Annotated in this window: 23 protein-coding genes; 3 read left to right on the top strand and 20 right to left on the bottom strand. The window is 52.2% G+C overall.

The genetic code is table 11. From position 1 onward, the window contains the following. Positions 1-607: 607 nt before the first annotated feature. The 3 genes from IEQ42_RS18600 to IEQ42_RS18590 all read left to right on the top strand — a co-directional run bounded on the left by IEQ42_RS18600 (position 608) and on the right by IEQ42_RS18590 (position 3,091). Entirely contained in the window at positions 608-1,204 is a 597-nt protein-coding gene (locus IEQ42_RS18600; protein ID WP_210704569.1) for a sugar transferase, read from the top strand. Next, positions 1,201-1,827: an acetyltransferase gene (locus IEQ42_RS18595; protein ID WP_210704568.1), complete on the top strand. Its 627-nt coding sequence runs from the start codon at positions 1,201-1,203 to the stop codon at positions 1,825-1,827. The genes IEQ42_RS18600 and IEQ42_RS18595 overlap by 4 nt, the downstream gene beginning before the upstream one ends. A gap of 85 nt (positions 1,828-1,912) precedes the next feature. After that, a complete protein-coding gene (locus IEQ42_RS18590; RefSeq protein WP_210704566.1) occupies positions 1,913-3,091 on the top strand; it encodes a DegT/DnrJ/EryC1/StrS family aminotransferase in 1,179 nt (392 codons plus the stop codon). Positions 3,092-3,741: 650 nt separating this feature from the next. Here IEQ42_RS18590 and IEQ42_RS18585 read toward each other — a convergent pair. The 20 genes from IEQ42_RS18585 to serC all read right to left on the bottom strand — a co-directional run bounded on the left by IEQ42_RS18585 (position 3,742) and on the right by serC (position 24,803). After that, the gene (locus tag IEQ42_RS18585) at positions 3,742-4,902 is read right to left on the bottom strand and encodes a glycosyltransferase family 4 protein (protein WP_210704564.1); all 1,161 of its coding nucleotides are present in this window, start codon (positions 4,900-4,902) and stop codon (positions 3,742-3,744) included. Positions 4,903-5,046: 144 nt separating this feature from the next. Next, positions 5,047-6,006 carry an NAD-dependent epimerase/dehydratase family protein gene (locus tag IEQ42_RS18580; protein ID WP_338109820.1) on the bottom strand — a complete coding sequence of 320 codons (960 nt, stop codon included), beginning with the start codon at positions 6,004-6,006 and terminating at the stop codon, positions 5,047-5,049. Further along, the gene (locus IEQ42_RS18575) at positions 6,003-7,097 is read right to left on the bottom strand and encodes an EpsG family protein (RefSeq protein ID WP_210704562.1); all 1,095 of its coding nucleotides are present in this window, start codon (positions 7,095-7,097) and stop codon (positions 6,003-6,005) included. Before IEQ42_RS18575 ends, IEQ42_RS18580 begins: the two co-directional genes overlap by 4 nt. A 40-nt stretch (positions 7,098-7,137) precedes the next feature. Beyond that, positions 7,138-8,046 (bottom strand): glycosyltransferase family 2 protein, encoded by a 909-nt coding sequence (locus IEQ42_RS18570; protein ID WP_210704560.1) that lies wholly within the window; start codon positions 8,044-8,046, stop codon positions 7,138-7,140. Further along, positions 8,046-9,341 (bottom strand): O-antigen translocase, encoded by a 1,296-nt coding sequence (locus IEQ42_RS18565; RefSeq protein WP_210704558.1) that lies wholly within the window; start codon positions 9,339-9,341, stop codon positions 8,046-8,048. Before IEQ42_RS18565 ends, IEQ42_RS18570 begins: the two co-directional genes overlap by 1 nt. Further along, the gene (gene rffA, locus IEQ42_RS18560; RefSeq protein ID WP_210704556.1) at positions 9,325-10,470 is read right to left on the bottom strand and encodes a dTDP-4-amino-4,6-dideoxygalactose transaminase; all 1,146 of its coding nucleotides are present in this window, start codon (positions 10,468-10,470) and stop codon (positions 9,325-9,327) included. The genes IEQ42_RS18565 and rffA overlap by 17 nt, the downstream gene beginning before the upstream one ends. After that, the gene (locus IEQ42_RS18555; RefSeq protein ID WP_210704554.1) at positions 10,467-11,027 is read right to left on the bottom strand and encodes an acyltransferase; all 561 of its coding nucleotides are present in this window, start codon (positions 11,025-11,027) and stop codon (positions 10,467-10,469) included. The genes rffA and IEQ42_RS18555 overlap by 4 nt, the downstream gene beginning before the upstream one ends. Before the next feature lie 37 nt (positions 11,028-11,064). Beyond that, positions 11,065-11,943: a glucose-1-phosphate thymidylyltransferase RfbA gene (gene rfbA, locus IEQ42_RS18550; RefSeq protein ID WP_228732006.1), complete on the bottom strand. Its 879-nt coding sequence runs from the start codon at positions 11,941-11,943 to the stop codon at positions 11,065-11,067. Positions 11,944-12,170: 227 nt separating this feature from the next. After that, positions 12,171-13,226 carry an LPS O-antigen chain length determinant protein WzzB gene (locus IEQ42_RS18545; protein WP_210704552.1) on the bottom strand — a complete coding sequence of 352 codons (1,056 nt, stop codon included), beginning with the start codon at positions 13,224-13,226 and terminating at the stop codon, positions 12,171-12,173. Positions 13,227-13,399: 173 nt separating this feature from the next. Beyond that, the gene (gene rfbD / locus IEQ42_RS18540) at positions 13,400-14,293 is read right to left on the bottom strand and encodes a dTDP-4-dehydrorhamnose reductase (RefSeq protein WP_210704551.1); all 894 of its coding nucleotides are present in this window, start codon (positions 14,291-14,293) and stop codon (positions 13,400-13,402) included. Then, on the bottom strand, positions 14,290-15,366 hold the full coding sequence (rfbB, locus tag IEQ42_RS18535; RefSeq protein WP_210704550.1) for a dTDP-glucose 4,6-dehydratase: 1,077 nt from the start codon (positions 15,364-15,366) through the stop codon (positions 14,290-14,292). The genes rfbD and rfbB overlap by 4 nt, the downstream gene beginning before the upstream one ends. A gap of 221 nt (positions 15,367-15,587) precedes the next feature. Beyond that, entirely contained in the window at positions 15,588-15,827 is a 240-nt protein-coding gene (locus IEQ42_RS18530) for a lipopolysaccharide assembly protein LapA domain-containing protein (protein WP_210704549.1), read from the bottom strand. 27 nt (positions 15,828-15,854) lie between these two features. Then, positions 15,855-16,151 carry an integration host factor subunit beta gene (ihfB, locus tag IEQ42_RS18525; RefSeq protein WP_003189779.1) on the bottom strand — a complete coding sequence of 99 codons (297 nt, stop codon included), beginning with the start codon at positions 16,149-16,151 and terminating at the stop codon, positions 15,855-15,857. Between the two features lie 151 nt (positions 16,152-16,302). Then, entirely contained in the window at positions 16,303-16,581 is a 279-nt protein-coding gene (locus tag IEQ42_RS18520) for a hypothetical protein (protein WP_210704548.1), read from the bottom strand. Positions 16,582-16,774: 193 nt separating this feature from the next. Continuing rightward, on the bottom strand, positions 16,775-18,457 hold the full coding sequence (gene rpsA / locus IEQ42_RS18515; protein WP_007908431.1) for a 30S ribosomal protein S1: 1,683 nt from the start codon (positions 18,455-18,457) through the stop codon (positions 16,775-16,777). A 119-nt stretch (positions 18,458-18,576) separates the two neighbouring features. Next, the gene (gene cmk / locus IEQ42_RS18510) at positions 18,577-19,266 is read right to left on the bottom strand and encodes a (d)CMP kinase (protein WP_047302446.1); all 690 of its coding nucleotides are present in this window, start codon (positions 19,264-19,266) and stop codon (positions 18,577-18,579) included. Next, a complete protein-coding gene (locus IEQ42_RS18505; RefSeq protein WP_241865830.1) occupies positions 19,263-21,470 on the bottom strand; it encodes a bifunctional prephenate dehydrogenase/3-phosphoshikimate 1-carboxyvinyltransferase in 2,208 nt (735 codons plus the stop codon). The genes cmk and IEQ42_RS18505 overlap by 4 nt, the downstream gene beginning before the upstream one ends. A gap of 28 nt (positions 21,471-21,498) precedes the next feature. Then, the gene (gene hisC, locus IEQ42_RS18500; RefSeq protein WP_210704547.1) at positions 21,499-22,611 is read right to left on the bottom strand and encodes a histidinol-phosphate transaminase; all 1,113 of its coding nucleotides are present in this window, start codon (positions 22,609-22,611) and stop codon (positions 21,499-21,501) included. Positions 22,612-22,623: 12 nt separating this feature from the next. Continuing rightward, positions 22,624-23,718, bottom strand: a complete 1,095-nt coding sequence (gene pheA, locus IEQ42_RS18495; protein ID WP_007908404.1) for a prephenate dehydratase — start codon at positions 23,716-23,718, stop codon at positions 22,624-22,626. After that, positions 23,718-24,803, bottom strand: a complete 1,086-nt coding sequence (gene serC, locus IEQ42_RS18490; RefSeq protein WP_210704546.1) for a 3-phosphoserine/phosphohydroxythreonine transaminase — start codon at positions 24,801-24,803, stop codon at positions 23,718-23,720. Before serC ends, pheA begins: the two co-directional genes overlap by 1 nt. Between the last annotated feature and the right edge of the window lie 97 nt (positions 24,804-24,900).

Here is a 24,900-nt window from a genome sequence, read left to right as displayed (position 1 = left end):
AAGTTTCTCGAACCGTGACCGGGGGGCCTTTTGGTTTTGGCATTTTCTCGTGAGCCTGGGAGGCGAATGGCCAATGAGCCTGGATGGTAGCAAAGTCGCTAGGGTGAAAAACGTGTGGCAGCTAAACGGAGGGGCAAAAAAACGCCTCAGTGTGGCATCATAAGCGGCGAAATTCGTCGCCTGCCGGCTGGCGATGCGCAGACCTGAGCCGCTGAGCCTGATCCGCCAGCAGCGTGGCGACGATCAAGTTATTGCTTCGGTTCGTGTGTTCACCAACACGATCCCCCCAGAACCCAAGCATACATTGCAGACAGGAAGCCGATTTTAATAGCTGTGAACGGCGATGCCGCAGATCCGGTGCGCTAGGCTGGTTGTGGCGTTGTAGCAAGTCGGATGATCCGTAGGCACTTGCGGATGCGATCCCGGCGTTGCTGGATGTCTCGATTGAGAGACGCAGCACCATGGCTGAGAATTGGGCTGAGTTCTATCGAAAAAGAACTGTCATTTCAAATCGGTTTCGAGCTTTCCGGCGAGCATTTCAAGCGTTTGATGAAATGATTTCCAACGCTTTTTTCTCCAACGATAATATGTTTTTCAAGGATCTCCGATGTCAAAACGCTTATTCGATATTGTGGCCTCCATGGCCGGGTTGATTGTCTTGTCTCCCGTGATCGTGATAGTCGCATACTTGATTCGCAAGCGATTGGGATCACCGATTTTGTTTCGACAGGTCAGGCCGGGTCTAGGTGGTAAACCCTTTGAAATGGTCAAGTTTCGCACGATGCGGGACGCGCTGGACGCCAACGGTAACCCCTTGCCCGACTCGCAGCGAATGACGGGTTTTGGCAGCTTTCTTCGATCCAGCAGCCTGGATGAGTTGCCTGAGTTGTGGAACGTCCTAAAGGGGGATATGAGTCTGGTTGGGCCTCGTCCACTGTTGATGGAGTACTTGCCTCTGTACGATACAATACAGGTTCGTAGGCATGACGCACGCCCGGGCGTCACTGGGTGGGCTCAGATAAATGGCCGCAACGCACTGTCCTGGGAGGAAAAGTTCAAACTGGATGTGTGGTATGTAGATAATCAGTCACTTTGGCTCGACCTCAAGATTATCTTTCTCACTGTCAAAAAAGTTTTGATCAGGGATGGGATCAGTGCTCAAGGTGAAGTCACAATGACCAAGTTCACCGGGTCCAAAAAATGAAGAGATTGGCTATTCTCGGTGCTAGTGGTCACGGCAAGGTTGTCGCCGACACGGCTGAATGTTGTGGATGGCGAGGCATCGAGTTCTTTGATGATGCATGGCCTCAGGTTTCATCCATCGGGATGTGGCCGGTAGTTGGAACAACCCAGGACTTGCTCCGCCGCGCGCAAGAGTTCGACGGTGTCCTGGTAGCAATTGGCAACAACAGTGTCCGCCGCAGCAAAATTGACGAACTGAAGGCTTCAGGTGCGCAAATTCCTTCGCTGGTCCACCCCTCTTCGGTCATAAGCCAATACGCTAAGATTGGGGCTGGAACCGTGGTGTTTGCATCGGCAGTGGTCAATGCCTATGCGACAGTCGGTGAAGGGGCGATTCTGAACACGGGCTGCAGCGTTGATCATGACTGCATTCTTGGTTTGTGCGTGCATATCAGTCCAGGGGCTCGCTTGGCAGGCTTCGTGAACATAGGTGACGGCAGCTGGATAGGTATCGGCGCCTGCGTCAGGCAGATGCTCAGGATAGGCTCCAACGTGATGGTTGGTGCCGGTTCCGCAGTGGTCTGCGATATCTCTGATAACAGCACTGTGGCTGGGGTTCCCGCTCGAGCGATTGTCAGGTCCTGAATGTCCAGGCATCGGATAAATGTGACTGATTAGCCGTTCGAATTTTCGACGGTTCTTTTTAAATTACGGATGGCAGGTAAAAACCGTGTTGAATTCCCCATTTTCTCCTTGGCCTTCGTTCACAGAGGAAGAGGCCGATGCCGTTCGCGATCTGATTCTTTCCAATAAAGTTAACTATTGGACCGGGCAAGAGTGCCGCGAATTTGAGAAGGAGTTTGCCACTTGGGCAGGCACGGAATACGCCATCGCCCTGGCGAACGGTACTGTTGCACTTGATCTTGCTTTAAATGGTCTGGGAATCGGGCCCGGAGACGAAGTCATCGTCACCCCCCGGACTTTTCTGGCGTCGGTTTCCAGCATCGTCAATGCCGGTGCAATCCCGGTCTTTGCCGAGGTCGACCGCGACTCCCAGAACATTACCGCGCAGACAATCCAGGCTGTACTGACTCCCCGTACCCGCGGTGTGATCTGCGTGCATCTGGCTGGTTGGCCATGCGATATGGACCCGATCATGGAGCTTGCAGCCCTCCATGACCTCAAGGTAATCGAAGACTGCGCCCAAGCACATGGTGCTACGTATAACGGGCGTCCTGTGGGCTCCATTGGTCATATAGGTGCCTGGTCATTTTGCCAAGACAAGATTATGACCACCGGGGGTGAGGGTGGGATGGTTACGACGAATGATCGTAGTCTCTGGTTGAAAATGTGGTCTTACAAGGATCATGGCAAGAGCTGGGAAGCCATTTACGAACGCGAGCATCAATCAGGCTTCCGTTGGTTGCATGAAAGCTTCGGTACGAACTGGCGAATGATAGAAGTGCAAGGAGTCATAGGCCGGATTCAGCTGCGGCGCATGGCCGAGTGGCGTGCCAGCCGAATCAATTATGCGGAACGCATTTGGTCGGTTTCTCGTGAGCTTAAAGGTTTGCGTGCTCCAGTGGTTCCTGAAAACTGCGTTCACGCTGCTTATAAATGTTATGTGTTCGTAGAGCCAGAGCAGCTGAAGGCCGACTGGAACCGCGACCGGATTCTGTCCGCTATTTCCGAGCTTGGAGTCCCATGTTTTTCTGGATCCTGCTCTGAGGTGTATCTCGAGAAAGCGTTTGATGATACCGGCTGGCGCCCAGAGGAACGACTGGCTGTAGCGAAAGAGTTGGGAGAGACAAGCCTGATGTTCATGGTGCATCCGACGCTGACTGAAGCCGAAATCGATAAGACCTGCGACGTGATTTGCAGCGTAATGCAGCAAGCCAGTAAGCCCTAGCGCTACTTCGGCCTTGGAACTTCTATCGGGTCTCCCAGGCCGGCTTACTGCCGGTTCGGGTGTTGCGAAGAACTGTGTTATTTCCCTGAACCTGGCCCGATTACACCGTCGAATTTCTCAACATCGTGCTTTTGTATCTGGGATTCCGGAAGCGCATTTATGAGGGTGACGCTGGCAGTAATCTCGATCGAGGTGGCGTGGGTTTCGCCACAGCGACTCTGGACCTGTTAGGTATTGTTTCGTTGACGCGACATGTGCCCTGTTTCGACATCTGAATAGAGGAAAACAGTTCACGAGCACTTCGGAGGCATGCGTATCAATTCACGTCGCATCGATACCAAACGCACCCACCGACACTCTGAATTCCGGCGGAATCAGAGCCTGATCGAGCATCGACCAGCCCACCTCTACGCGCGTAAAATTCGGCGGGGCGCCTAATCCGACGGTAATCCTATTCGACTGCTCAACCAGGCGAGCCCAGGACGTTCGGTTGCGTCTGCTCGAACGGTATCGCGGCTACTTGATGCCGACGATTTCCCTGGGTACAACTCCTGCACGGCACGGTCTCATTGCATCGACCAATGCCGACCCAACGAACCCGGTCGCTTCAGAAAGCAAGACTCGCTTAGGCACTCGACGTACATCAACAGTCAGCTTGAAAAGCCCCTGTACTCATTGATCAACAAATCTGAACAATTGTTCGCGCCAAAATCGCTGCACGCACGATCTCGGGCAGCAGTACCCATCGCCGAAATTAACGGGGCATTGTTCAGAGTAGACAGAATCGCTGCCTCAAGCGCAACAGCGTCTCTGACTGGAACTAAAACCCCCGTTTCACCATCGACTATTGCATCTGACAAACCATAGATATCGGTACCAATCGTGGGCGTTCCCATGGCTGCGGCTTCGATAACGACTGTGCCAAATCCTTCCCTATAACTTGGGAGACATAGCAGATCGGCGAGCGCCATATATTTTTCCGGCTCATTGCAATAGCCAACTGTCTTAATATTTTTCCGCACGTTCACATCTGCAATCTGCGCGATGATATTCTCTCCGGCAGACTCGAATGGCCCAACAAACACAAGATAGATATTGCTGTCTTTATTCACGATCTCGGCAAATGCAGAAACAAGTTCCTTAATGCCTTTGTCAGGTGTAATTCTACCAACAAACAAAAGAATTTTACCCGATTCTGGAATATCCAGATCGGCACGCAACAGACTTAGCTGTTCCGAAGTGTACCGGGATGGATCAAACCGATTCAAATCGATACCGGCAATAGAACCCACACCTATTACCGAGATCTTTTTAGCGTTGATTATCCCGCAGGAAATGAGGAAATTTTTCTGACTTTCACTATCAGCATAACAATGAGTGTTCAACAAACCGATAATTCTGTCGCACAATTTCAATATTGATCGTTTGACACCAGTCATGGTAGCCCACGGCTGCCCTGTAAACGTATGCAATCGAATCTTCGTACCCGAAAAAACACCTGCAATCGCGCAAAGCAATCCGGCTTTGGGAGTAGTTGAATGAATGATATCGAATTTGTTTTTTCTGAAAATACGAATCAGAGCGACGAGACTTAAAAAATCCTGGACGAGATTGATTTCTCGCTCAATATTTACAGGCACATAGGTCAAGTTCTTATTTTTCGTAAGCTCATCACTCATTTCGTCGCGACTGGTAATGACCGTGACCGCCATACCGGCAGCGCTCAACGCTTGGATCTGAGCTTGTAGGTGGGCGACCACAAAGAGCGGAACTGTCGAAACTCGAGCAATCTTTAATTCATTAGTTTGCAATGAAAATCTCCCTTCAATGACTTGGCGCCGACCATACCCACGTAAACCCAGCAAATTCCAATACTTGTAGTCTTAAGACATGCCCAGAATTATAGCTTACATTCTGAGGCAACCGGTCTCGTAAAACAATCAATATGCCCCTGATCAGGCTACTGGTTTTTCTGGGAAAAGTTCACCAATGCTGGCAGGCACATTTCTTTCAGGGACAAAACCAAGGATTTCTTGCAGCTTGGTCGACGGATAAGAAGTCTTGGCTACCAGCGTGTCGATCCTGGCTTGAGTAACAGGCAGTCGTAGAAAACGATTGGCAATGCTGGCCATCAGACGCAATGGGGCTTCGGGGACACTCCTGTGAGGTCTCGAAACATCCTGCGCGTCAGCCATCCCATTTATCAGATCGGATAAAGCACAATCATTGGAGAGGTTGAATATTTCACCTTTTGCCTTGCAGTCGAACCCACACAGCATCAACGCAGAGACAACATCGTCAACGTGTATATAGGTGGCCACCGAGTCTTTTTTGGCGGAACCGATGTAAAAAAACAACCCTTTCCGCACAACTTCACCCAACTGCCTAAGGGACTTATTAGTCATACTCGGGCCAAACACATTGGAGGGTCGCAAAATAGTATAACTAAAAAACTGATTGTTTCTATTTTCGGTTACTCGCGAGTCCCCGGCGGTTTTCGTTTCTTCGTAAACACCTTGTGGATTTTCGAGCGTAAGTTCGTTTACGATTCGCGTCATTCCTCTTGCAGGCCCGTACGCGCCTACACTGCTCAATTGAACAAAGTGTATGGGATGCTCTTTCTGCGCCACTTGATTTGCAGCTGCGACCAATCGCTCCGTAGCATCAACATGAAGAGAGCGCATAGACTCTTCTTTGTGGATTTCACCTGCACAATTAAAAACCACATCACAGCCGCAGAGTAAGGCATTAAAATCGGTATCGGGGTTGGTCAAATCAGCACAGATGATTTCAACGTTATCGAGCTCGCATTCGAAGGAGGAACGGGTCACCACTCTAACTTTATGGCCAGCTTCACAGAGACGCAAAAGCAATGAGCTTCCAATGAATCCTTTAGCACCTGTCAACAATATCACAATTTCTCTCCTTGTTTGATAGTGATAGACTTTTGTTCAGCGTAAAAACGTCGCTGACCTTTCGCAAAGTTATTGCTGATCGCACGAATGACATACGCCAGCTCCAACGGATAGTAGATCCAGGAGTAGACACCAAATCTATCATTATAAGCCACATCAAACATTGCGATATGAAGACAGGAAAGCAAAGCGCAGACATAGAAAATATACGTCTCTCGCTTATTTAGCTCCCCTCCAAGCATTTTCAGAACCACCAGCAAGACTACAGCAACCGACGAAAACGCCCAAAAATCCCATCTGAACCCAGTAATATAATCAATATCACCAACATCATTATAGTTAACAGCCAAACCATAACTGAACGACAAATCAAACAATGCCGCAACCAACAAAACAAACAACTTTAGATATGAAGCCAAAGAGAAACCGAGCCACAATATAACTAGACCAGAAACCCCAATCTTAAGGACCAACCGTCGAAATAGAATGACTGGAAAATAGACGATGGATGATTTATGAAATAGAGTCGCAATCATTGTAAAGATCACACCACGATTCCAGTACCCTCTCGCAGTACAGTATAGTGATAAATTTATAAAACACATGGCAAAGCCTTGCCGAATAACATTAGCAGTCAACGAAAAGAAAAACGGGTAAAACAAAACCGCTGCAAAAACAAGCAACGACCAACGCGACTGAGCACCAAATACTGCTTTGATCAGAAAATAATACGACCACAAAAACATAAATGTAATGAGATAGAAAAAACTCTGGTAGTCGAGTGACAAATACCCAAAAACTCGCACAACCCCAATAAATCCCGGCTCAAATGTTTGAAAGGGATTTTCCAGGCCGGAATTCAAATCATTAAAAAAATTTATATAAACCGCCGTATCACCCTCCATATCAAACGGTCGATTAGACACATCATGAGAAACGATGGCGATTGCAAAAAACACAGCAAAGAGCTCAATGGCTCGATTGACATCTACAACGCTACGATTCCGCACTAGAGTTTGGAACGCAGCAAACAGGAACAGAAAAGCGCTAACCAAATAAAACGCCGTACCGTAAAGATCTAGACTTAACATCCCATCGCCTCAATTGCTGCCGCCCCACAATGCACATCCATCACCGCACCTTGTTCTCCGGCCCGACACGTTTTCGGACGTTTACTGTCTCAACAATTTTGTGTAGTCGAAAACAATGTAAATTCCGCAATAAAAACATCATGCTCTTGGCGGTACATTTATGAGTTGACCTTGCCATTGCTAAGAAGGTGACGAGAAAATTAGAGTAAAGATCACCCCTTAATTCCGGCCGCGAATCAAAATAGCCATACAAATCATTAAGATATATTGTATAGGACTTAATCTTACCGGCAGTTGTAGACAAGTAAGAACCTGCTGACAGGTTACATCTATATCTTACCAACGGCGCATTTATATAAGCGGCCTTTTTATCGGGAAGTAAAGAATCTATTACAAAAAACCATTCCATAAATTCACGATCGATCACCGCACGCCTGGAACTCCGTCGATAGGCGTAAGAGCTGTGAACCGCAATAGCCCCCCAACGAGCCATTTCTTCCAGCGAGATCAACGACACCATCTCTGTAGCAGTCTCAGGGAATTGTGTTTCTGACGTATACGAATTATCGTCCGAAAAATAAACTGCCTTGTGAAATACGACATTCACGTCTGAGTTATTCTTAAAAACATCATATTGCTGCTGTAGCTTCCCTGGCAGCATGACGTCATCACCATCAAAGTGGTAAACAACATCGCCGGATGCCATTTTATGCACGCCGTGATAATTCAACGCCGCGCCAACATTTTTATCTCTGAGCAGAAGTTTGACTCTACCCGGATGCCTATCAGAGTAGGCGCGAAGCCTTTCCTGAGTGCGATCAGTTGAACAGTCATCCGAAACTATGATTTCACAGTCAAAGTTTATTTCTTGAGAAAGTATGCTATCCAGACACTCTTCTATATAATCTTCCTGATTATAGCAGGATACCACTACGCTCCCGGTCAACATCAAACACTCCTCCGCCTATAAATCATAAACCCAATAATCGAAACCACAAAATACACAATATTCATTATCAAATTAGCGAGAAAAACTCCTTTAACCCCCAGTCCGCTGTGCAGAAAAGAGAGGCTTAATCCGCAAAAAACCAAACCTTGAGTCAATTCACTTATCAGGTAAATCCTCAGAGCAGCCTTTGCGACCACAACGAAACTTATGACATAGGTTGAAATACGGAAAAAATCAGCCAACAACTGATATTTTATCAAGGCTTCAAGATCTACAAACTCTGCAGAAAGCAGTAAAGGTATAAGGTATTGTCTCAAAGCATAAAAAACCAACGCCCCGGATATAAAAATCGCCATGACTAGTTTCATAAACTTTAAAACCAAAGGCGTAATATGAGCAACTTCCGCCTTCTCTGACACCATTGGCATGAAATAAACGGCAAGAAAAATGGTAAAGAAACCCATATAAGCGCTTGATAGCTTGATGGATGCCTGCCATATGCCAGCCGCTACAAAACCAACGTTCTCAATGATGCGTTCGCGAATTACTATCTCTATCAGTGGGACACTGACTGCACCTACCACTGCCATCAATGTAAACGCCAGTAGCCGCTTGAATCCTTCGGCCTCGTACTTCAAACCGATCGAAAACTTAAAGAAGATAGACCGCCGATAAAAATACAATGCCGGTATCGTGTAAAACGAGAAAAAAAACACCATCGATAGCGCAGCACCGATAAGGTGAAAATTCTTGATCAGAATCCAGCTCACAGGCAGTACTAGTACATTCCCAACAATTTGAATAACTGCATACGTTTTGGTGTCCCGCAGCCCATTGATCACCCCCGTCACCAGATTCGTGAATGCAAATCCGAATTGAGCGACAGAAAGAAAAATAATAATCCAGTAATTGTCCGGAGTTTTAAATATATATTCCGATAACAACTTGGAAAACACGCACCCCAACAAACAGATAAGTATGCAAAATATCAAAGAATAAGCTTTTGACACTGCAACTGTGTCCATCAGTCTTTTCGGCTGCTTTTTATACTGGGCAACATATTTGATCAGACCATTGACAATCCCTCCACCCGCAAGTAACGACAGAAGTGTTACTGCGCTCATGAAGTGGCCAAGTTGCCCCATACCGCCGGCACCGAGATAAACCGCGATAAGTTTAATAAAGGCGAAACCCACCCCGATCTTGGAAATCTGAGCAATGGTGGTAAAAGCGGCGCTGGTGAGCGCACGCTTTTTGTCAGAAGCACCCAATGCAACCTTACTGGAAAGTTGCATTTACCGCACCGATCACAGCCGCAGCTACTTGCTCCATTTCCGATTCGTGCATGCCATACCAGATTGGCAGACGTATCAGGCGCTCACTCTCAATAGTAGTATGTACATCTGCGCCATGAAAGCGACCCAATCTCAGTCCGGCAGGTGCAGAGTGCAACGGGATATAATGGAAAACAGCGCCAACACCCTGGTTCTTTAGAATATCCAAAACCTGAGTTCGAACTCCAATGTCCCGGACTTTTATATAAAACATATGCGCATTGCCGACGCATCCATCCGGAAGACTAGGAAGTTCAATGCAGCCATCATTCGATGCTTTTTGCAATGCTTGGTAATAATAATTCCAAACAACATGCCTGGCCTTATTGATTTGATCCACTTTTTCGAGCTGACCAAAAAGGTAAGCTGCTTGAAGTTCCCCTGGAAGATAGCTGCTGCCGACATCGACCCAAGTATATTTATCAATCATTCCGCGGAAGAAAAGACTACGATTGGTGCCTTTCTCACGGATGATTTCGGCTCTGACAACAAACTGATCATCATTGATCAGAAGCAAGCCGCCTTCGCCACCACTGGTGTAGTTTTTTGTTTCATGAAAGCTATAGGCCGCCATGTGGCCTATTGTGCCCAATGCTCGCCCTTTATAGGTCGACATCATGCCTTGGGCAGCGTCTTCAATCACGAACAGATTATGCCGCTTGGCAATGGACATGATTGTGTCCATCTCGCAGGCCACGCCAGCGTAGTGAACCGGAACAATGGCTTTCGTCTTGTCAGTAATTGCATCTTCAATTAACGATTCATCAATGTTCATGGTGTCGGCACGAACATCAACGAAGACAATCTTTGCTCCGCGCAAGACAAAAGCGTTCGCTGTGCTTACGAATGTATAGCTAGGCATAATGACTTCATCACCTGGCTGTATATCGATCAACAACGCCGCCATCTCGAGTGCCTGAGTGCAGGAAGGTGTCAGCAGCGCTTTCTTGCAACCCACCCTCGCCTCGAACCATGCCTGGCAACGAAGCGTGAAATCGCCATCACCCGACATCTTTCCGCTTCGCATTGCGGTGATGACATGCTGGTCTTCGTTACCAGTATAAGGTGGCTTGTTGAATGGTACTGTCATTTTGATTCATCCAAAAACTGTTGTTCCAGATCCAAAAGATCCCGCTTGCGCTCTTTCACTCGAACGGCCGGAATGCCTGCGTAAATACCCCATGACTCGGTACTTTTAGTCAGTAAGGCCATTGCACCTACAGAGCAGCCCTCTCTGATAATTACGCCGGGCATGATTACAGCTCCCGTCCCCACTATGACGTGCCGTTCGAGCGTCACTTTCTCAAACTTCTCGTTCTTGAATTTTTTCGGAACGAGCGAGTTGGTCAAGGTGGCGCCGCTGTAGTCATCTGATTGCGAGAATACTTTTACGCCATACGCCAATGTGCAGAAATCCGAAAACTCTATCCCAGGCTCCCCGCCCGCTACTAAACACATCGGAGTAATATGGTTGTAGTTACCAAATATCACACGACCTGACACCACACAGAAATCATCGATTCGCGTATGGTCGCCTAGTTCTATCAGTTCTGGGTTATAGATACTGGCCTTATCGCTGATTTTGACTCCTTTGCCGAGTTTCTTGAAACCCATTTCTTCTAGCTGTGCTGCATTCAAGTACGCCATGACTCACCTGCAATAAAGAGCATCAATACCGAAAAAATCACTGTTCATCATGTTCTTTGATGAGTCCGAGCAGGTATTGCCCGTAATTATTTTTCTTCAGCTCATTCGCTGTTTTGTACAGTTCGGCAGTACTTAACCAGCCGTTCTTGAACGCGATCTCTTCCAAGCAGGCGATTTTGAATCCCTGACGTTTTTCAATGGTTTCAACGAAATGAGAAGCTTCCAGCAAGCTTTCGTGTGTTCCCGTATCCAGCCACGCAAAGCCTCGGCCAAGGAGCTCTACCTGCAAATCACCACGGTCAAGATAGGCCTGGTTGATCGAGGTAATTTCCAACTCGCCTCGTTCCGACGGTTTTACATTTTTAGCAATTTCAATGACATCGTTGTCGTAAAAATAGAGGCCCGTAACTGCGTAACTGGACTTCGGCTTCAGGGGCTTTTCTTCAATGGATATTGCCTTTCGACCATCGTCAAACTGCACTACACCGAATCGCTCAGGATCTTTTACCTGATAGCCGAACACGGTTGCGCCACTCTTGCGGGTAGCAACATCCTGAAGCATCGTGGTGAAGCCTTGGCCATAGAAAATATTGTCGCCAAGAACCAAGCATACGGAGTCTTCGCCGATGAACTCTTCGCCAATAAGAAATGCCTGGGCCAGGCCATCTGGACTAGGCTGAACTGCATAACTGAGACTCACACCGAATTGAGCGCCGTCAGCCAGCAAGCGCTGAAAACCGGCGAGATCGTCTGGGGTGGTAATGACAAGGATTTCGCGAATACCGGCGAGCATTAGCACCGAAAGCGGATAAAAAATCATCGGCTTGTCGTAGATAGGCAGCAGCTGCTTGGATACTCCCTTTGTCAGCGGATACAAACGTGTACCTGAACCACCCGCCAGAATGATGCCTTTCATTTTCAACCCTCTCGCCTGATCCTAGGCTTTCACTAACATTGGAACATTAATCATCTGACCGTGCACAATTGTACATTTGTTTCAATGATGAATGGCCGGAAGCAGATGCAAAGCATGTTGTTCCTTGGCTTCTGAACCAGTATTGAACGGCTCAGAAACTCATGATTCATAGACAAAAAAACCCAAACTAAAAAACCGATAGATACAAACTATCGATTAGTGCCAACCTATACGCCTGCCAGTTCTTTCCGATTGATCAGAAGCGCATTGCGGAGTAGTGCGACGACGATTCCCAGCATGAGGCCGACAATCAGACCGCCCAGAACGATCAGAGCAGTTTTCGGTTTCACAGGCTCTCCGGAAATTTGAACATCACCATCCATGCGGAATGTATTAACCTTCCGAAATTGTTGGGACAATTTTTTGTAAAATTTGTAATTCGCTTCAAAACCACGCAGCTTCTCGATGAATGGATCGTCAGACTTTCTCACTTGCAGATTTGCTATCTCGGCTTCGAGGGCCTTAGTGCCGCGCATGTAGGTAAGTTCACCGTCCATGTTACCCGCGATATTGAGCGACTGATTTAGATTTCCGCTGACAATAGGCGGCTTTTCCAGACCAATGGCTTTGGCGACGATCAGTGCCTCGCGTAGTTTCGCCAGCGAATCCTGTCTGGCCCTCTCGCCTTCGTCTCGAAGCAGGCTTATTTTCTGATTAAAATCCTGTGCAGCGACGTCAAACTCACCTGCAAGGTTCTTATTGATCTCTTGCAGGGACAGCTCCTGCGCTCTGGCGATATATTGATCTACCCACTGCTGCGCGCGCCGTGCGTCCGGATCCTGCATCACAACTTTGAATCGATCATTCACCTCTTTGCCGACCGGCGCGATCGTAAGGTCCTTGTTCAGCCTTTCATAAAACTTGCCTTTAGGATCATCGCTCTGCCCTTGGGCCGGCAGGTAGGTCGTGTCGAAGAACTCGCGACGTAAGGATTCGGCCTGCAAGTTTTTCAGAAATACCGAGTAAATATCCTTTACAGCCAATGGCGGAAGCTTGAGCGTGGCACGGCCCTTGTTCAGACTTTGGATGTCATTCTGTGTAGGCGGCGTTATGAAAGATCTTGCCTCATAAATTGGCTGTGCAACAAATGCATAGGCAGTCGCAATGGCAACTCCCAATGCAGCAAAACACAAAATAACAACTTTTTGCCGCAAAATTGTAGAAACGAGGGCATAAAAATCAAGCCCTTCATCAGCAACTTCGTTTCGGGAATTGACTTGCATATCCTGATGCCCTTGAATAGAAAATTTAATGACTTTTATAGCGTGACCACCGAGTTCGCATCATCCCGGCTCGCGTTAAATTGAATCTGACAAACGCGACTCTTGTTAGTGGTTTAAGTGATTACTGCAATCACTTAAGCCGATAAAAAATCATTTATACATTCGTAATTTACTCATTTCCCCAAGATCTCTCCTAGCACTCGATCCAGACCTGATTGCCAAGATGGCAAGTGTATGAAAAAGCGCTCCCGGAGCTTTCGGGTATCCAGGCGGGAATTCATCGGTCGGCGCGCTGGTGTGGGATAAGAACTGGAATCAACAGGATTGACCTTTGAAACAGCTAGATTCTCGCCATTTGCCCGGGCAAAATCGAAGATATACTGGGCATAGGAATACCAAGTAGTCTCCCCCTGCGCCGCTAGATGATAAATACCCATCAGAGCGGGATCGACCAAAGCCTTCTGTATCGCCAGCATGGTGACGTCAGCAATCAAATCGGCTGCCGTTGGCGCGCCTACCTGATCGGATACCACGCTCAACTCCTCGCGATCTTCGGCAAGCCGCAACATCGTTTTCGCGAAATTGTTGCCTCGCCGGGCATAGACCCAACTGGTGCGAAGAATCAGATATCGACAGCCCGACTGAACGATTGCCTGCTCACCAGCCGCTTTACTCATTCCGTACTGATTCAATGGCGCAACAGAGTCAGTCTCTTTCCAAGGCTCGGTACCCAGACCGCTGAACACGTAATCCGTTGAGTAGTGGACAAGCCAGGCGCCCAGCGCCTTCGCCTCTTGTGCCATGATTTCGCAAGATCGAGCGTTTACGCGATCAACCTGCTCCTTGTCTGACTCCGCTTTATCGACAGCTGTGTACGCGGCAGCGTTAACGATAAGGTCCGGCTCGACTGCGCGTATTACCGCACGCAGCGCCTCAGCATCGGCAAGATCAACAGCCAACCCTTGAGCAGGATTATGCCCATAGGCGACCAACTCTCCTAACGGAGCGAGCGCACGCTGCAATTCCCAACCGATTTGGCCATTTTTCCCCAGAAGTAGAATTTTCATGCTTTAGGAGCGCGACCTGTATAGTTTTGATCAATCCACTGCTGATAGCTGCCGCTTTTGACATGCTCTACCCACTCGGTATTGTTCAGATACCACTCAACGGTCTTGCGGATACCGGTCTGGAAAGTCTCCTCCGGTGTCCAGCCCAATTCACGCTGGATCTTGCTCGCATCAATCGCGTAGCGCTGATCGTGCCCAGGGCGGTCTTGCACGTAGGTGATCAAACCTGCATGCGGGCGGTGAGCGGAATCCGGACGCAGCTCATCAAGAAGAGCGCAAAGGGTATGCACCACTTCGATATTCTGTTTTTCGTTATGCCCACCGATGTTGTACGTCTCACCGATGCTGCCTTCGGTGACAACCTTGTAAAGCGCACGGGCGTGATCCTCCACATACAGCCAATCGCGAATCTGGTCGCCCTTGCCATAGACCGGCAGAGGCTTGCCTTCCAGCGCATTGAGAATGATCAGCGGGATCAGCTTCTCCGGGAAGTGGCAGGGGCCGTAATTGTTGGAACAGTTGGTGACCAGCGTTGGCAAGCCATAGGTACGCGCCCAGGCACGAACCAGATGATCGGAGCTGGCCTTGCTGGCCGAATATGGCGAGCTTGGCTGATACGGCGTGGTTTCGGTGAAGAGATCTTCCGGACCTTCGAGGTCTCCGTAAACTTCATCAGTCGAAATGTGGTGGAAGCGGAAGTTGGCTTTACGCGCATCATCCAGCGCCGCCCAGTAGTGGCGTGCGGCTTCCAGCAAAGTGTAAGTACCGATGATGTTGGTCTGGATGAACTCTGACGGGCCGGAAATCGAACGATCGACGTGAGACTCCGCGGCCAGGTGCATGATTGCATCCGGCTGGTGCTCACGTAGAACACGGTCGATCTGATCGCGATCGCAGATATCCACGCGCTCGAATGCGTAGCGCGAATCCTGACTGACTTCTGCCAAGGACTCAAGATTACCGGCATAGGTCAGCTTATCGACGTTAACGACAGAATCGGTGGTATTGGAGATGATGTGACGGATGACTGCCGAGCCGATGAACCCGGCGCCGCCGGTAACTAGAATTTTCACGCGAAACGATACCCTTGAGCTGCGGACAGAGCCAACAACGAGCACTGTCTAATCCATGAATGCAGAAGCCATTAAGCAGTGGCATCCGTCAAAGTCAGTCTGAAACGACATGCAATAAGGCACTATCGAACAAGGGTCGCATTTTACAGCTTAACGAACGTTTTACTAATGGATAAAGACAGACAGAGATGCAATCTCGACAGACGCCCTGACCTGCCGCTTCAGACCAGCCGTTTACGTGCAACTCTGGACGAACGCCCCAAGAACCAGCCCAGCACAGGCCCTATCAACATGCCAATGAGCAACGCCAATACAACAACCAGCGACACTGGCAACTGCGGGCCAGACAACCCCAGAAACAATAACGATACCGACTGTTGGTTCTCAAGCACAAAAGCCAGGATCACCAACACCAGCAAAAGAATAAAAACGCCAAGAAGTATGCGCTTGAAGTTACGCATGAGTAGCTCCCTGAGAGATAGCGACTGTCAAACCCCCTCCTCCTCTTCCTCGTTCACCCGATCGCGCAATTCCTTACCCGGCTTGAAATGCGGAACGAATTTGCCGTCCAGACTCACCGACTGGCCGGTCTTCGGATTGCGGCCCACACGCGGGGCACGATAGTGCAGCGAGAAGCTGCCGAACCCACGGATCTCGATGCGATCACCAGTGGCCAGGCATTGGGACATTTGTTCAAGCATGGTCTTGATGGCCAGCTCCACATCCTTGGATGAGAGCAGCCCTTGATGGGTGACAATTCGTTCGATCAACTCCGACTTCGTCATATTTTTCCCTTCTTTTTCAAGCAGCTAGATCAGCGCTTGAAAGGTTTTAGCACGCCCGGAAGATTTTGAACAGCCCAGGGATTGACATATCTTTCCCGGCGTTGAAACGCCCTTTTCCAGGGCATCAACACCACACCGGCCCAGCGCGAGATTAGCGACAGATCACCAGCATGGTTCGAGTCACGAAGCCCGCAGGGTTGAAGCCGAACGGGTATTCATCCTCATCCTTGGCATCGTCGGATCGTGTAATCACTTTGTAGCCTGCTCCCTTGCACTCCTTCGCCGCACGCTTCTGGCACTTCTCCCAGCCAGAGCCCAGCCCTGAGCAGTCGATCTCGATACCACTGACGCCGCGCACGGCATGGGTCTTCGCACTTGTGGTGCAACCTGCCAACGCCAGCACCACTGCAACGACAATAAACTTGTTCATCCACTTCCTTATGCCAGGCCATGCCCGACGACTACACGCTTAAGACCAAGCTTAGTCGTGAATAGACGATTGATCCGATTAAAGAAACAGACCCACGAGCAAAGGAAATGGTTTCACGCGCTGAAGCGTCGCATCAAATCGCAGGCACAAAAAAGGGCGACCGAAGTCGCCCTTTTTAATGATCAAGCAGAACTTAGTTCTGTTTGGCCATTGCCTGGCGCAGCAGTGCCGCCATGGTGGTGTCGCCAGCAGGAGCTTCTTCAGCCTTCAGGCTTTGGATAGCTTCTTTCTCTTCAGCATCGTCTTTCGACTTGATGGAGAGCTGGATTACGCGGCTCTTGCGGTCAACGCTGATGATCTTGGCTTCTACTTCCTGACCTTCTTTCAGAACGTTGCGCGCGTCTTCAACGCGGTCACGGCTGATTTCGGAGGCTTTCAGAGTCGCTTCGATATCGTCGGCCAGAACGATGATGGCGCCTTTGGCGTCAACTTCTTTCACAGTGCCTTTAACGATGGCGCCTTTGTCGTTCTCTTGAACGTACTCGGAGAACGGATCGCTTTCCAGTTGCTTGATACCCAGGGAGATACGCTCGCGCTCTGGGTCAACCGACAGGATAACGGTGTCCAGCTCGTCGCCCTTCTTGAAACGACGAACAGCTTCTTCGCCAACTTCGTTCCAGGAGATGTCGGACAGGTGAACCAGACCGTCGATGCCGCCGTCCAGACCAATGAAGATACCGAAATCGGTGATCGACTTGATGGTGCCGGAGATTTTATCGCCCTTGTTGAACTGGCCAGAGAAATCTTCCCATGGGTTAGATTTGCACTGCTTGATGCCCAGGGAGATACGACGACGCTCTTCGTCGATGTCCAGAACCATAACTTCCACTTCGTCGCCGACTTGTACGACTTTCGAAGGGTGGATGTTCTTGTTGGTCCAGTCCATTTCGGAAACGTGTACCAGACCTTCAACGCCTTCTTCCAGCTCAGCGAAGCAGCCGTAGTCGGTCAGGTTGGTTACACGAGCGGTAACGCGAGTGCTTTCTGGGTAACGGGCTTTGATAGCAACCCATGGATCTTCGCCCAGTTGCTTCAGGCCCAGGGAAACACGATTGCGTTCGCGATCGTACTTCAGAACCTTAACGTCGATTTCGTCACCAACGTTGACGATCTCGGAAGGATGCTTGATGCGCTTCCAGGCCATGTCGGTGATGTGCAGCAGGCCGTCCACGCCACCCAGATCGACGAATGCGCCGTAATCGGTGAGGTTTTTGACGATACCTTTGACTTGCTGGCCTTCCTGCAGGGATTCCAGCAGAGCTTCACGCTCGGCGGAGTTCTCGGCTTCCAGGACGCTGCGACGGGAAACGACAACGTTGTTGCGCTTCTGGTCCAGCTTGATGACCTTGAATTCCAGCTCTTTGCCTTCCAGGTGCGTGGTGTCGCGCACTGGACGGACGTCAACCAGGGAACCTGGCAGGAACGCACGGATGCCGTTAACGTCGACAGTGAAGCCGCCTTTAACCTTACCGTTGATAACGCCCTTGACCACTTCCTCGGCTGCGAAGGCAGCTTCCAGAACGATCCAGCATTCAGCGCGCTTGGCTTTTTCACGGGACAGCTTGGTTTCACCGAAACCGTCTTCAACCGAGTCCAGAGCAACGTGAACTTCGTCACCGACATTGATAGTCAGATCGCCAGCGTCGTTGTAGAACTGCTCAAGCGGGATGAGTGCTTCAGACTTCAGGCCAGCGTGAACGGTTACCCAGCGAGCTTGGTAATCGATATCAACGATAACACCGGTGATGATGGAGCCTGCCTGAAGGTTCAGGGTTTTTAGGCTTTCTTCAAAGAGTTCCGCAAAGCTTTCGCTCATTTTAATTCCTGTAAATGAGGGCGAAGGATACGCCCATCTCCACACCCCAGACGGTGTGGGTTAGTTTCATATAGAAGAAGCGCCGCAGGACTATGACTGGTCCCCTGCGACCTTCTTGGTCACCCGGCGATATCGCGAATGGCGATCTCGCTCATGATGCGTTCAAGCACCTGATCGATGGACAACTCCGTGGAATCCAGCTGTATGGCATCAGCCGCCGGCTTGAGCGGGGCTACTGCGCGCTGGGTATCACGCTCATCGCGTGCACGGATCTCATCTAGCAGACTCGACAGACTAACACCCTCGACTTTGCCCTTCAACTGCAAATATCGACGGCGCGCTCTCTCCTCGGCACTGGCGGTCAGGAAAATCTTCAGCGGTGCGGTCGGAAAAACCACCGTGCCCATGTCGCGACCATCGGCCACCAGACCCGGCGCTTCCTGGAACGCGCGTTGACGCTGCAGCAGCGCCTCGCGTACGGCGGGCAATGCAGCCACTTGAGAGGCGCCGGAACCGACGCTTTCAGTGCGAATGACATCACTGACTTCGTCACCTTCCAGAATGATGCGCTGCAGCTGACCGTCGGTCGCCGCAATGAATTGCACATCCAGATGAGCGGCAAGTTTCTTCAGCAACTCTTCATTGGTCAGGTCGACACCGTGATTGTGCGCAGCAAACGCCAGCAAGCGGTAAAGCGCACCGGAATCCAGCAGATTCCAGCCAAGACGCTTGGCCAGAATCCCGGCTACAGTGCCTTTGCCCGAGCCGCTTGGCCCATCAATGGTGATGACCGGTGCAATGTTTTTCACGACTGAGCCTCTTGTGCCACACGAATGCCGACCTGAGCGCAGAGCGCGAGGAAGTTCGGGAACGATGTCGCGACGTTGGCGCAATCATGGATGCGAATCGGTGCAGTAGCGCGCAACGAAGCCACGCTGAATGCCATGGCAATGCGGTGATCGCCGTGACCATGCACTTCGCCGCCGCCGATCTGGCCGCCGTCGATGATGATGCCGTCCGGGGTCGGTTCGCACTTGACGCCCAGCGCCAGCAAACCGTCCGCCATGACCTGGATACGATCCGATTCCTTGACCCGCAGCTCTTCGGCGCCGGTCAGCACGGTACGCCCTTCGGCGCAGGCAGCGGCCACGAACAGCACCGGGAACTCGTCGATGGCCAGCGGAACCAGCTCCTCCGGAATCTCGATACCCTTAAGCTTAGCTGCTCGCACGCGCAGGTCAGCCACTGGCTCGCCGCCGACTTCACGCTGGTTTTCCAGCGTGATGTCCGCGCCCATCAGGCGCAGGATGTCGATGACACCGGTACGGGTCGGATTGATACCGACGTGCTCAAGCACCAGCTCGGAACCCTCGGCGATCGAAGCCGCCACCAGGAAAAACGCGGAAGACGAGATGTCGCCCGGCACTTCGATATGAGTTGCGGTCAACTTGCCGCCGGACTCGACCGAAGCCGTCGCGCCTTCAACGCTCACCGGATACCCGAAGCCACGCAGCATGCGCTCGGTGTGGTCGCGGGTGGGTGCAGGCTCGGTGACAGTGGTCTTGCCTTCAGCGTAAAGACCCGCCAGCAGCAGGCAGGATTTCACCTGAGCGCTGGCCATCGGCATGGTGTAGGTCAGGCCTTTGAGTTTGTGTCCGCCACGAATGGTCATCGGTGGACGACCTTCAGCTGCAGTTTCGATCACGGCGCCCATTTCACGCAGCGGATTGGCCACGCGATTCATCGGACGCTTGGACAGCGAAGCATCGCCGGTCAGGGTGCTGTCGAAATTCTGCGCCGCCAACAGGCCGGACAGCAGACGCATCGATGTACCGGAGTTGCCCAGATAGATCGGGCCCGGCGCAGGCTTCAGGCCATGCAGGCCGACACCGTGAATGGTCACGCGACCATGATGCGGGCCTTCGATGACCACGCCCATGTCGCGGAACGCCTGCAAGGTTGCCAGGGCGTCTTCGCCCTCAAGGAAACCTTCGACTTCGGTGACGCCTTCGGCCAGCGAACCGAGCATGATCGAGCGGTGGGAAATGGATTTATCGCCCGGTACGCGAATCCGACCGGACAGGCGGCCACCAGGTTGAGCCAGGAAGATCAGATCGTTGGAATTCATAGCGTCCACATAGGCCCTGCGGGCCAGGATTTTACTGAAATGCTCACGGGCAACCCGGGCGCGAGTGAAAACGCCCAACAATTGGTGCCCATCCCCTGCATCGACCGCGTCGCGCAAGGCGTCGAGGTCGCTGCGAAATGTATCGAGTGTGCGCAGAACAGCCTCGCGGTTGGCGAGGAAGATGTCGTGCCACATCACCGGGTCGCTTCCGGCGATTCTTGTGAAATCGCGGAAACCACCGGCAGCGTAACGGAAGATCTCAAGGTTTTCATTGCGCTTGGCCAACGAGTCGACCAGACCGAAGGCCAGCAGGTGCGGCAGATGACTAGTTGCAGCCAGCACTTCATCGTGACGCTCGACCTGCATGTGCTCGACGTCAGCCCCCAATTCGCGCCACAACCGATCAACGATCGCCAGCGCAGCCGGATCGGTTTGCTCAAGCGGCGTCAGGATCACTTTATGACGACGGAACAGTTCGGCATTGGAGGCTTCCACCCCACTCTGCTCGGAGCCGGCAATCGGATGGCCCGGCACGAACCGCGCAGGCATGCCGCCAAACGCCTCGGTCGCCGCGCGCACCACATTGCCCTTGGCGCTGCCGACATCAGTCAGAATCGCCTGACCCAGATCCATGCTCGCCAAACGCGCGAGGACTTTTTCCATGGCCAGAATCGGCACCGCCAACTGAATCACGTCAGCGCCCTGACAGGCAGCCGTCAGATCGTCTTCACAGCGATCCACCACACCCAACTCAACCGCCAGCTTGCGCGATTGCGGATCAAGATCGACCCCGACCACTTCGCGGCAAACACCGCTTTCACGCAAACCCTTGGCAAACGAACCACCGATCAACCCCAGACCAACCACCACAAGGCGACCGATCATAGGTGCAGCAGATTGCAGCGCAGTGACATCACCCACGAGCCAGAACCTTGCGCAGCGCTTCAAGGAAACGGCTGTTTTCGGCCGGCAGACCAATGGTGATCCGCAGGTGATTCGGCATGCCGTAATTGGCCACCGGACGCACGATCACACCTTCGGCCAGCAAACCCTGGAACACCGGAGCCGCCACCTGAGCGAGATCGACGCAAATAAAGTTGCCTTTGGACTCGATCCAGCCCAGACCCAGCTCACGGAAACCCGCTTGCAACTGCTGCATGCCGGACTCGTTGAGCTGACGGCTTTGCGCCAGGTACTCCTCGTCTTTCAGCGCCGCACAGGCTGCCGCAAGGGCCAGGCTGTTGACGTTGAATGGCTGGCGAACACGGTTCAGCACGTCCGCCACAACCGGAGTCGACAGACCATAGCCAACGCGCAATGCCGCCAGACCATAAGCCTTGGAGAAGGTGCGCGAAACCAGCAGGTTCGGATACGCCGCGAGGAAATCCAGACCATCCGGCAGGTCGCTGCCTTCGGCGTACTCGATGTAGGCCTCATCCAGGACCACCAGCACATGCTCCGGAACATCCTGCAGGAACTCGTCCAGCGCTTCAGCGCCGAACCAGGTGCCGGTCGGGTTGTTCGGGTTGGCGATAAACACCACGCGAGTGTCGGCATCAATGGCCGCCAGCATCGCAGGCAGGTCATGCCCCCAATCCTTGGCCGGCACCACTTTGGCTTGAGCGCCGACCGCTTGAGTAGCAATCGGGTACACCGCGAACGCATGTTCGCTGAACACGGCGTTAAGGCCTGGCGCCAGATAGGCACGCGCCACCAGCTCAAGAATGTCGTTGGAGCCGTTGCCCAGGGTGACCTGATTCAGCTCGACGCGGCACTGCTCGGCCAGCAAGGACTTCAGCGCAAAGCCGTTGCCATCGGGATAACGAGTCAGCTCGGCCAGCTCTTCGCGGATCGCCGCCAAGGCTTTGGGACTGGCACCCAGCGGGTTTTCATTGCTCGCCAGCTTGACGATTTTTGCCGGGTCCAGACCCAGCTCGCGCGCCAGCTCATCCACAGGCTTGCCCGGAACGTAAGGCGAAAGTTGTTGCACGCCCGGCTGTGCCAGAGCGAGGAAATTGCCACTCATTACTACCGCCCCTTACAGAACTGCTTTCGGGTAGGAACCCAGCACTTTGAGTGCTACTGCTTCCTGACTGATCTTTTCCAGCACACCTTTGATCAACGGATCACGGTGGTGACCGACGAAGTCGATGAAGAACACGTAGGTCCATTTGCCGCTGCGCGACGGCCGGGTTTCGATGCGGGTCAGGTCGATCCCGTTGTCATGGAACGGCACCAGCAGCTCATGGAGCGCGCCGGGCTTGTTGCTCATGGACACGATGATCGAGGTCTTGTCGTCGCCGGTTGGCGGTACTTCCTGGTTACCGATCATCAGGAAGCGTGTGGAGTTGTCCGGACGATCTTCGATCTTCTCGGCCAGACGCGTCAGGCCATACAGACCGGCAGCCATGTCGCCGGCAATCGCCGCCGAATTCCACTCGCCCTTGACCCGTTTGGCCGCCTCGGCGTTGCTGGACACCGCCACGCGCTCGACATTCGGGTAATGCGCATCCAGCCACTTGCGGCACTGGGCCAGCGACTGAGCATGGGAATAGATGCGGCTGATGCTGTCGGTCTTGGTGTTTTCACCGACCAACAGGTGATGGTGAATGCGCAGCTCGACTTCGCCACAAATCACCATGTCGTGTTCGAGGAAGCTGTCGAGGGTGTGGTTGACCGCGCCTTCGGTGGAGTTTTCCACCGGCACCACGCCAAAATTCACCGCACCGGCCGCCACTTCACGGAACACTTCGTCGATCGCCGCCATCGGCTTGCTGATCACCGCGTGACCGAAGTGCTTCATGGCCGCAGCCTGAGTGAAGGTGCCTTCAGGGCCGAGGTAAGCCACTTTCAGCGGCTGCTCCAGCGCGAGGCACGAAGACATGATTTCGCGGAACAACCGCGCCATTTCTTCGTTGCCCAACGGCCCCTGATTGCGCTCCATCACTCGCTTGAGCACCTGGGCTTCGCGCTCAGGACGATAGAACACCGGCACTTCGCCTTCGGCCAGCGAGGCCATCTTTACTCGCGCAACTTCCTGGGCGCAACGCGCACGCTCACTGATCAGCTCCATGACTTTGGTGTCCAGAGCGTCAATGCGAACGCGCAGTGCCTTGAGTTCTTGCTCGGACATCAGCCGTGTTCCTTCTCGAATTCAGCCATGTACGCCACCAGCGCGTTAACGGCGGTGATGTCGACGGCGTTATAGATGGAGGCGCGCATGCCGCCCACAGAGCGGTGGCCCTTGAGGTTGAGCAGACCACGCTCTTCGGCACCGACCAGGAACGGCTTGTCGAGACGATCATCGGCCAGACGGAACGGCACGTTCATCCACGAGCGATCCGACTTGTTGATGGGGTTGCTGTAGAGACCGCTGGCGTCGATGAAGTCGTACAGCGTGCGCTGCTTGGCATCGTTCAGCCTGGCGATGGCTTCGACACCACCCTGCTCTTTGAGCCACTGGAACACCAGACCGGACAGATACCAGGCCAGCGTCGGCGGCGTGTTGTACATCGAGCCGTTGTCGGCCGCGACCTTGTAGTCAAGCATGGTCGGGCACAGCGCACGGGCCTTGCCCAGCAGGTCTTCACGAATGATGTTGACGACGATACCGCTCGGACCAATGTTCTTTTGTGCGCCGGCGTAGATCATGCCGAAACGCGAGACATCGACTGGACGCGACAGAATGTCCGAAGACATGTCAGCGACCAGCGGCACGTCGCCGACTTCCGGAATCCACTGGAATTCCAGACCGCCAATGGTCTCGTTCGGGGCGTAATGAACGTAAGCGGCGTCTTTCGACAGGTTCCACTCGTTCTGGCCGGGGATGGCGAAATAGTCGTAAGGCTTGGCGGTGGCGGCGACGTTGACATGGCCGTAACGCGAGGCTTCTTCGATGGCTTTCTGCGACCAGATACCGGTGTCGATATAGTCGGCCGAGCCGCCCTCAGGCAGCAGGTTCAGTGGAATCTGTGCAAATTGCTGGCTGGCGCCACCTTGCAGAAACAGCACTTTATAGTTCGACGGGATATTCAGCAGGTCACGCAGATCCTGCTCGGCCTGGGTGGCGATGGACACGAACTCATCGCTGCGATGGCTCATTTCCATGACCGACAAGCCCTTGCCATGCCAATCAAGGAGTTCACCCTGGGCGCGCTGCAGGACAGCTTCAGGAAGCGCCGCAGGACCGGCGCAGAAGTTATAGGCTCGCTTGCTCACATCCAATCTCGCTCTGATTTGGTGGTATCACGCAATAAATCACACTATTGATCAACACGGCCCTGTGGGAGCGAGCCTGCTCGCGAACGCATCACCG

The organism is Pseudomonas iridis (assembly GCF_017980685.1).
GTDB classification, from domain to species: Bacteria; Pseudomonadota; Gammaproteobacteria; order Pseudomonadales; family Pseudomonadaceae; genus Aquipseudomonas; species Aquipseudomonas iridis.
This window is presented reverse-complemented; position numbering and strand designations above follow the sequence as displayed.

Bases quoted from the DNA above. Each gene is read 5' to 3' on its own strand.
- IEQ42_RS18555 (WP_210704554.1), bottom strand. From the start codon at position 11,027: ATGGCGTACTTGAATGCAGCACAGCTAGAAGAAATGGGTTTCAAGAAA.
- rfbA (WP_228732006.1), bottom strand. From the start codon at position 11,943: ATGAAAGGCATCATTCTGGCGGGTGGTTCAGGTACACGTTTGTATCCG.
- IEQ42_RS18595 (WP_210704568.1), top strand. From the start codon at position 1,201: ATGAAGAGATTGGCTATTCTCGGTGCTAGTGGTCACGGCAAGGTTGTC.
- IEQ42_RS18575 (WP_210704562.1), bottom strand. From the start codon at position 7,097: ATGTTAAGTCTAGATCTTTACGGTACGGCGTTTTATTTGGTTAGCGCT.
- IEQ42_RS18600 (WP_210704569.1), top strand. From the start codon at position 608: ATGTCAAAACGCTTATTCGATATTGTGGCCTCCATGGCCGGGTTGATT.
- rpsA (WP_007908431.1), bottom strand. From the start codon at position 18,457: ATGAGCGAAAGCTTTGCGGAACTCTTTGAAGAAAGCCTAAAAACCCTG.
- pheA (WP_007908404.1), bottom strand. From the start codon at position 23,718: ATGTCCGAGCAAGAACTCAAGGCACTGCGCGTTCGCATTGACGCTCTG.
- IEQ42_RS18520 (WP_210704548.1), bottom strand. From the start codon at position 16,581: ATGAACAAGTTTATTGTCGTTGCAGTGGTGCTGGCGTTGGCAGGTTGC.
- IEQ42_RS18565 (WP_210704558.1), bottom strand. From the start codon at position 9,341: ATGCAACTTTCCAGTAAGGTTGCATTGGGTGCTTCTGACAAAAAGCGT.
- IEQ42_RS18545 (WP_210704552.1), bottom strand. From the start codon at position 13,226: ATGCAAGTCAATTCCCGAAACGAAGTTGCTGATGAAGGGCTTGATTTT.
- ihfB (WP_003189779.1), bottom strand. From the start codon at position 16,151: ATGACGAAGTCGGAGTTGATCGAACGAATTGTCACCCATCAAGGGCTG.
- rffA (WP_210704556.1), bottom strand. From the start codon at position 10,470: ATGACAGTACCATTCAACAAGCCACCTTATACTGGTAACGAAGACCAG.
- IEQ42_RS18570 (WP_210704560.1), bottom strand. From the start codon at position 8,046: ATGTTGACCGGGAGCGTAGTGGTATCCTGCTATAATCAGGAAGATTAT.
- IEQ42_RS18505 (WP_241865830.1), bottom strand. From the start codon at position 21,470: ATGATCGGTCGCCTTGTGGTGGTTGGTCTGGGGTTGATCGGTGGTTCG.
- rfbD (WP_210704551.1), bottom strand. From the start codon at position 14,293: ATGAAAATTCTACTTCTGGGGAAAAATGGCCAAATCGGTTGGGAATTG.
- hisC (WP_210704547.1), bottom strand. From the start codon at position 22,611: ATGAGTGGCAATTTCCTCGCTCTGGCACAGCCGGGCGTGCAACAACTT.
- IEQ42_RS18530 (WP_210704549.1), bottom strand. From the start codon at position 15,827: ATGCGTAACTTCAAGCGCATACTTCTTGGCGTTTTTATTCTTTTGCTG.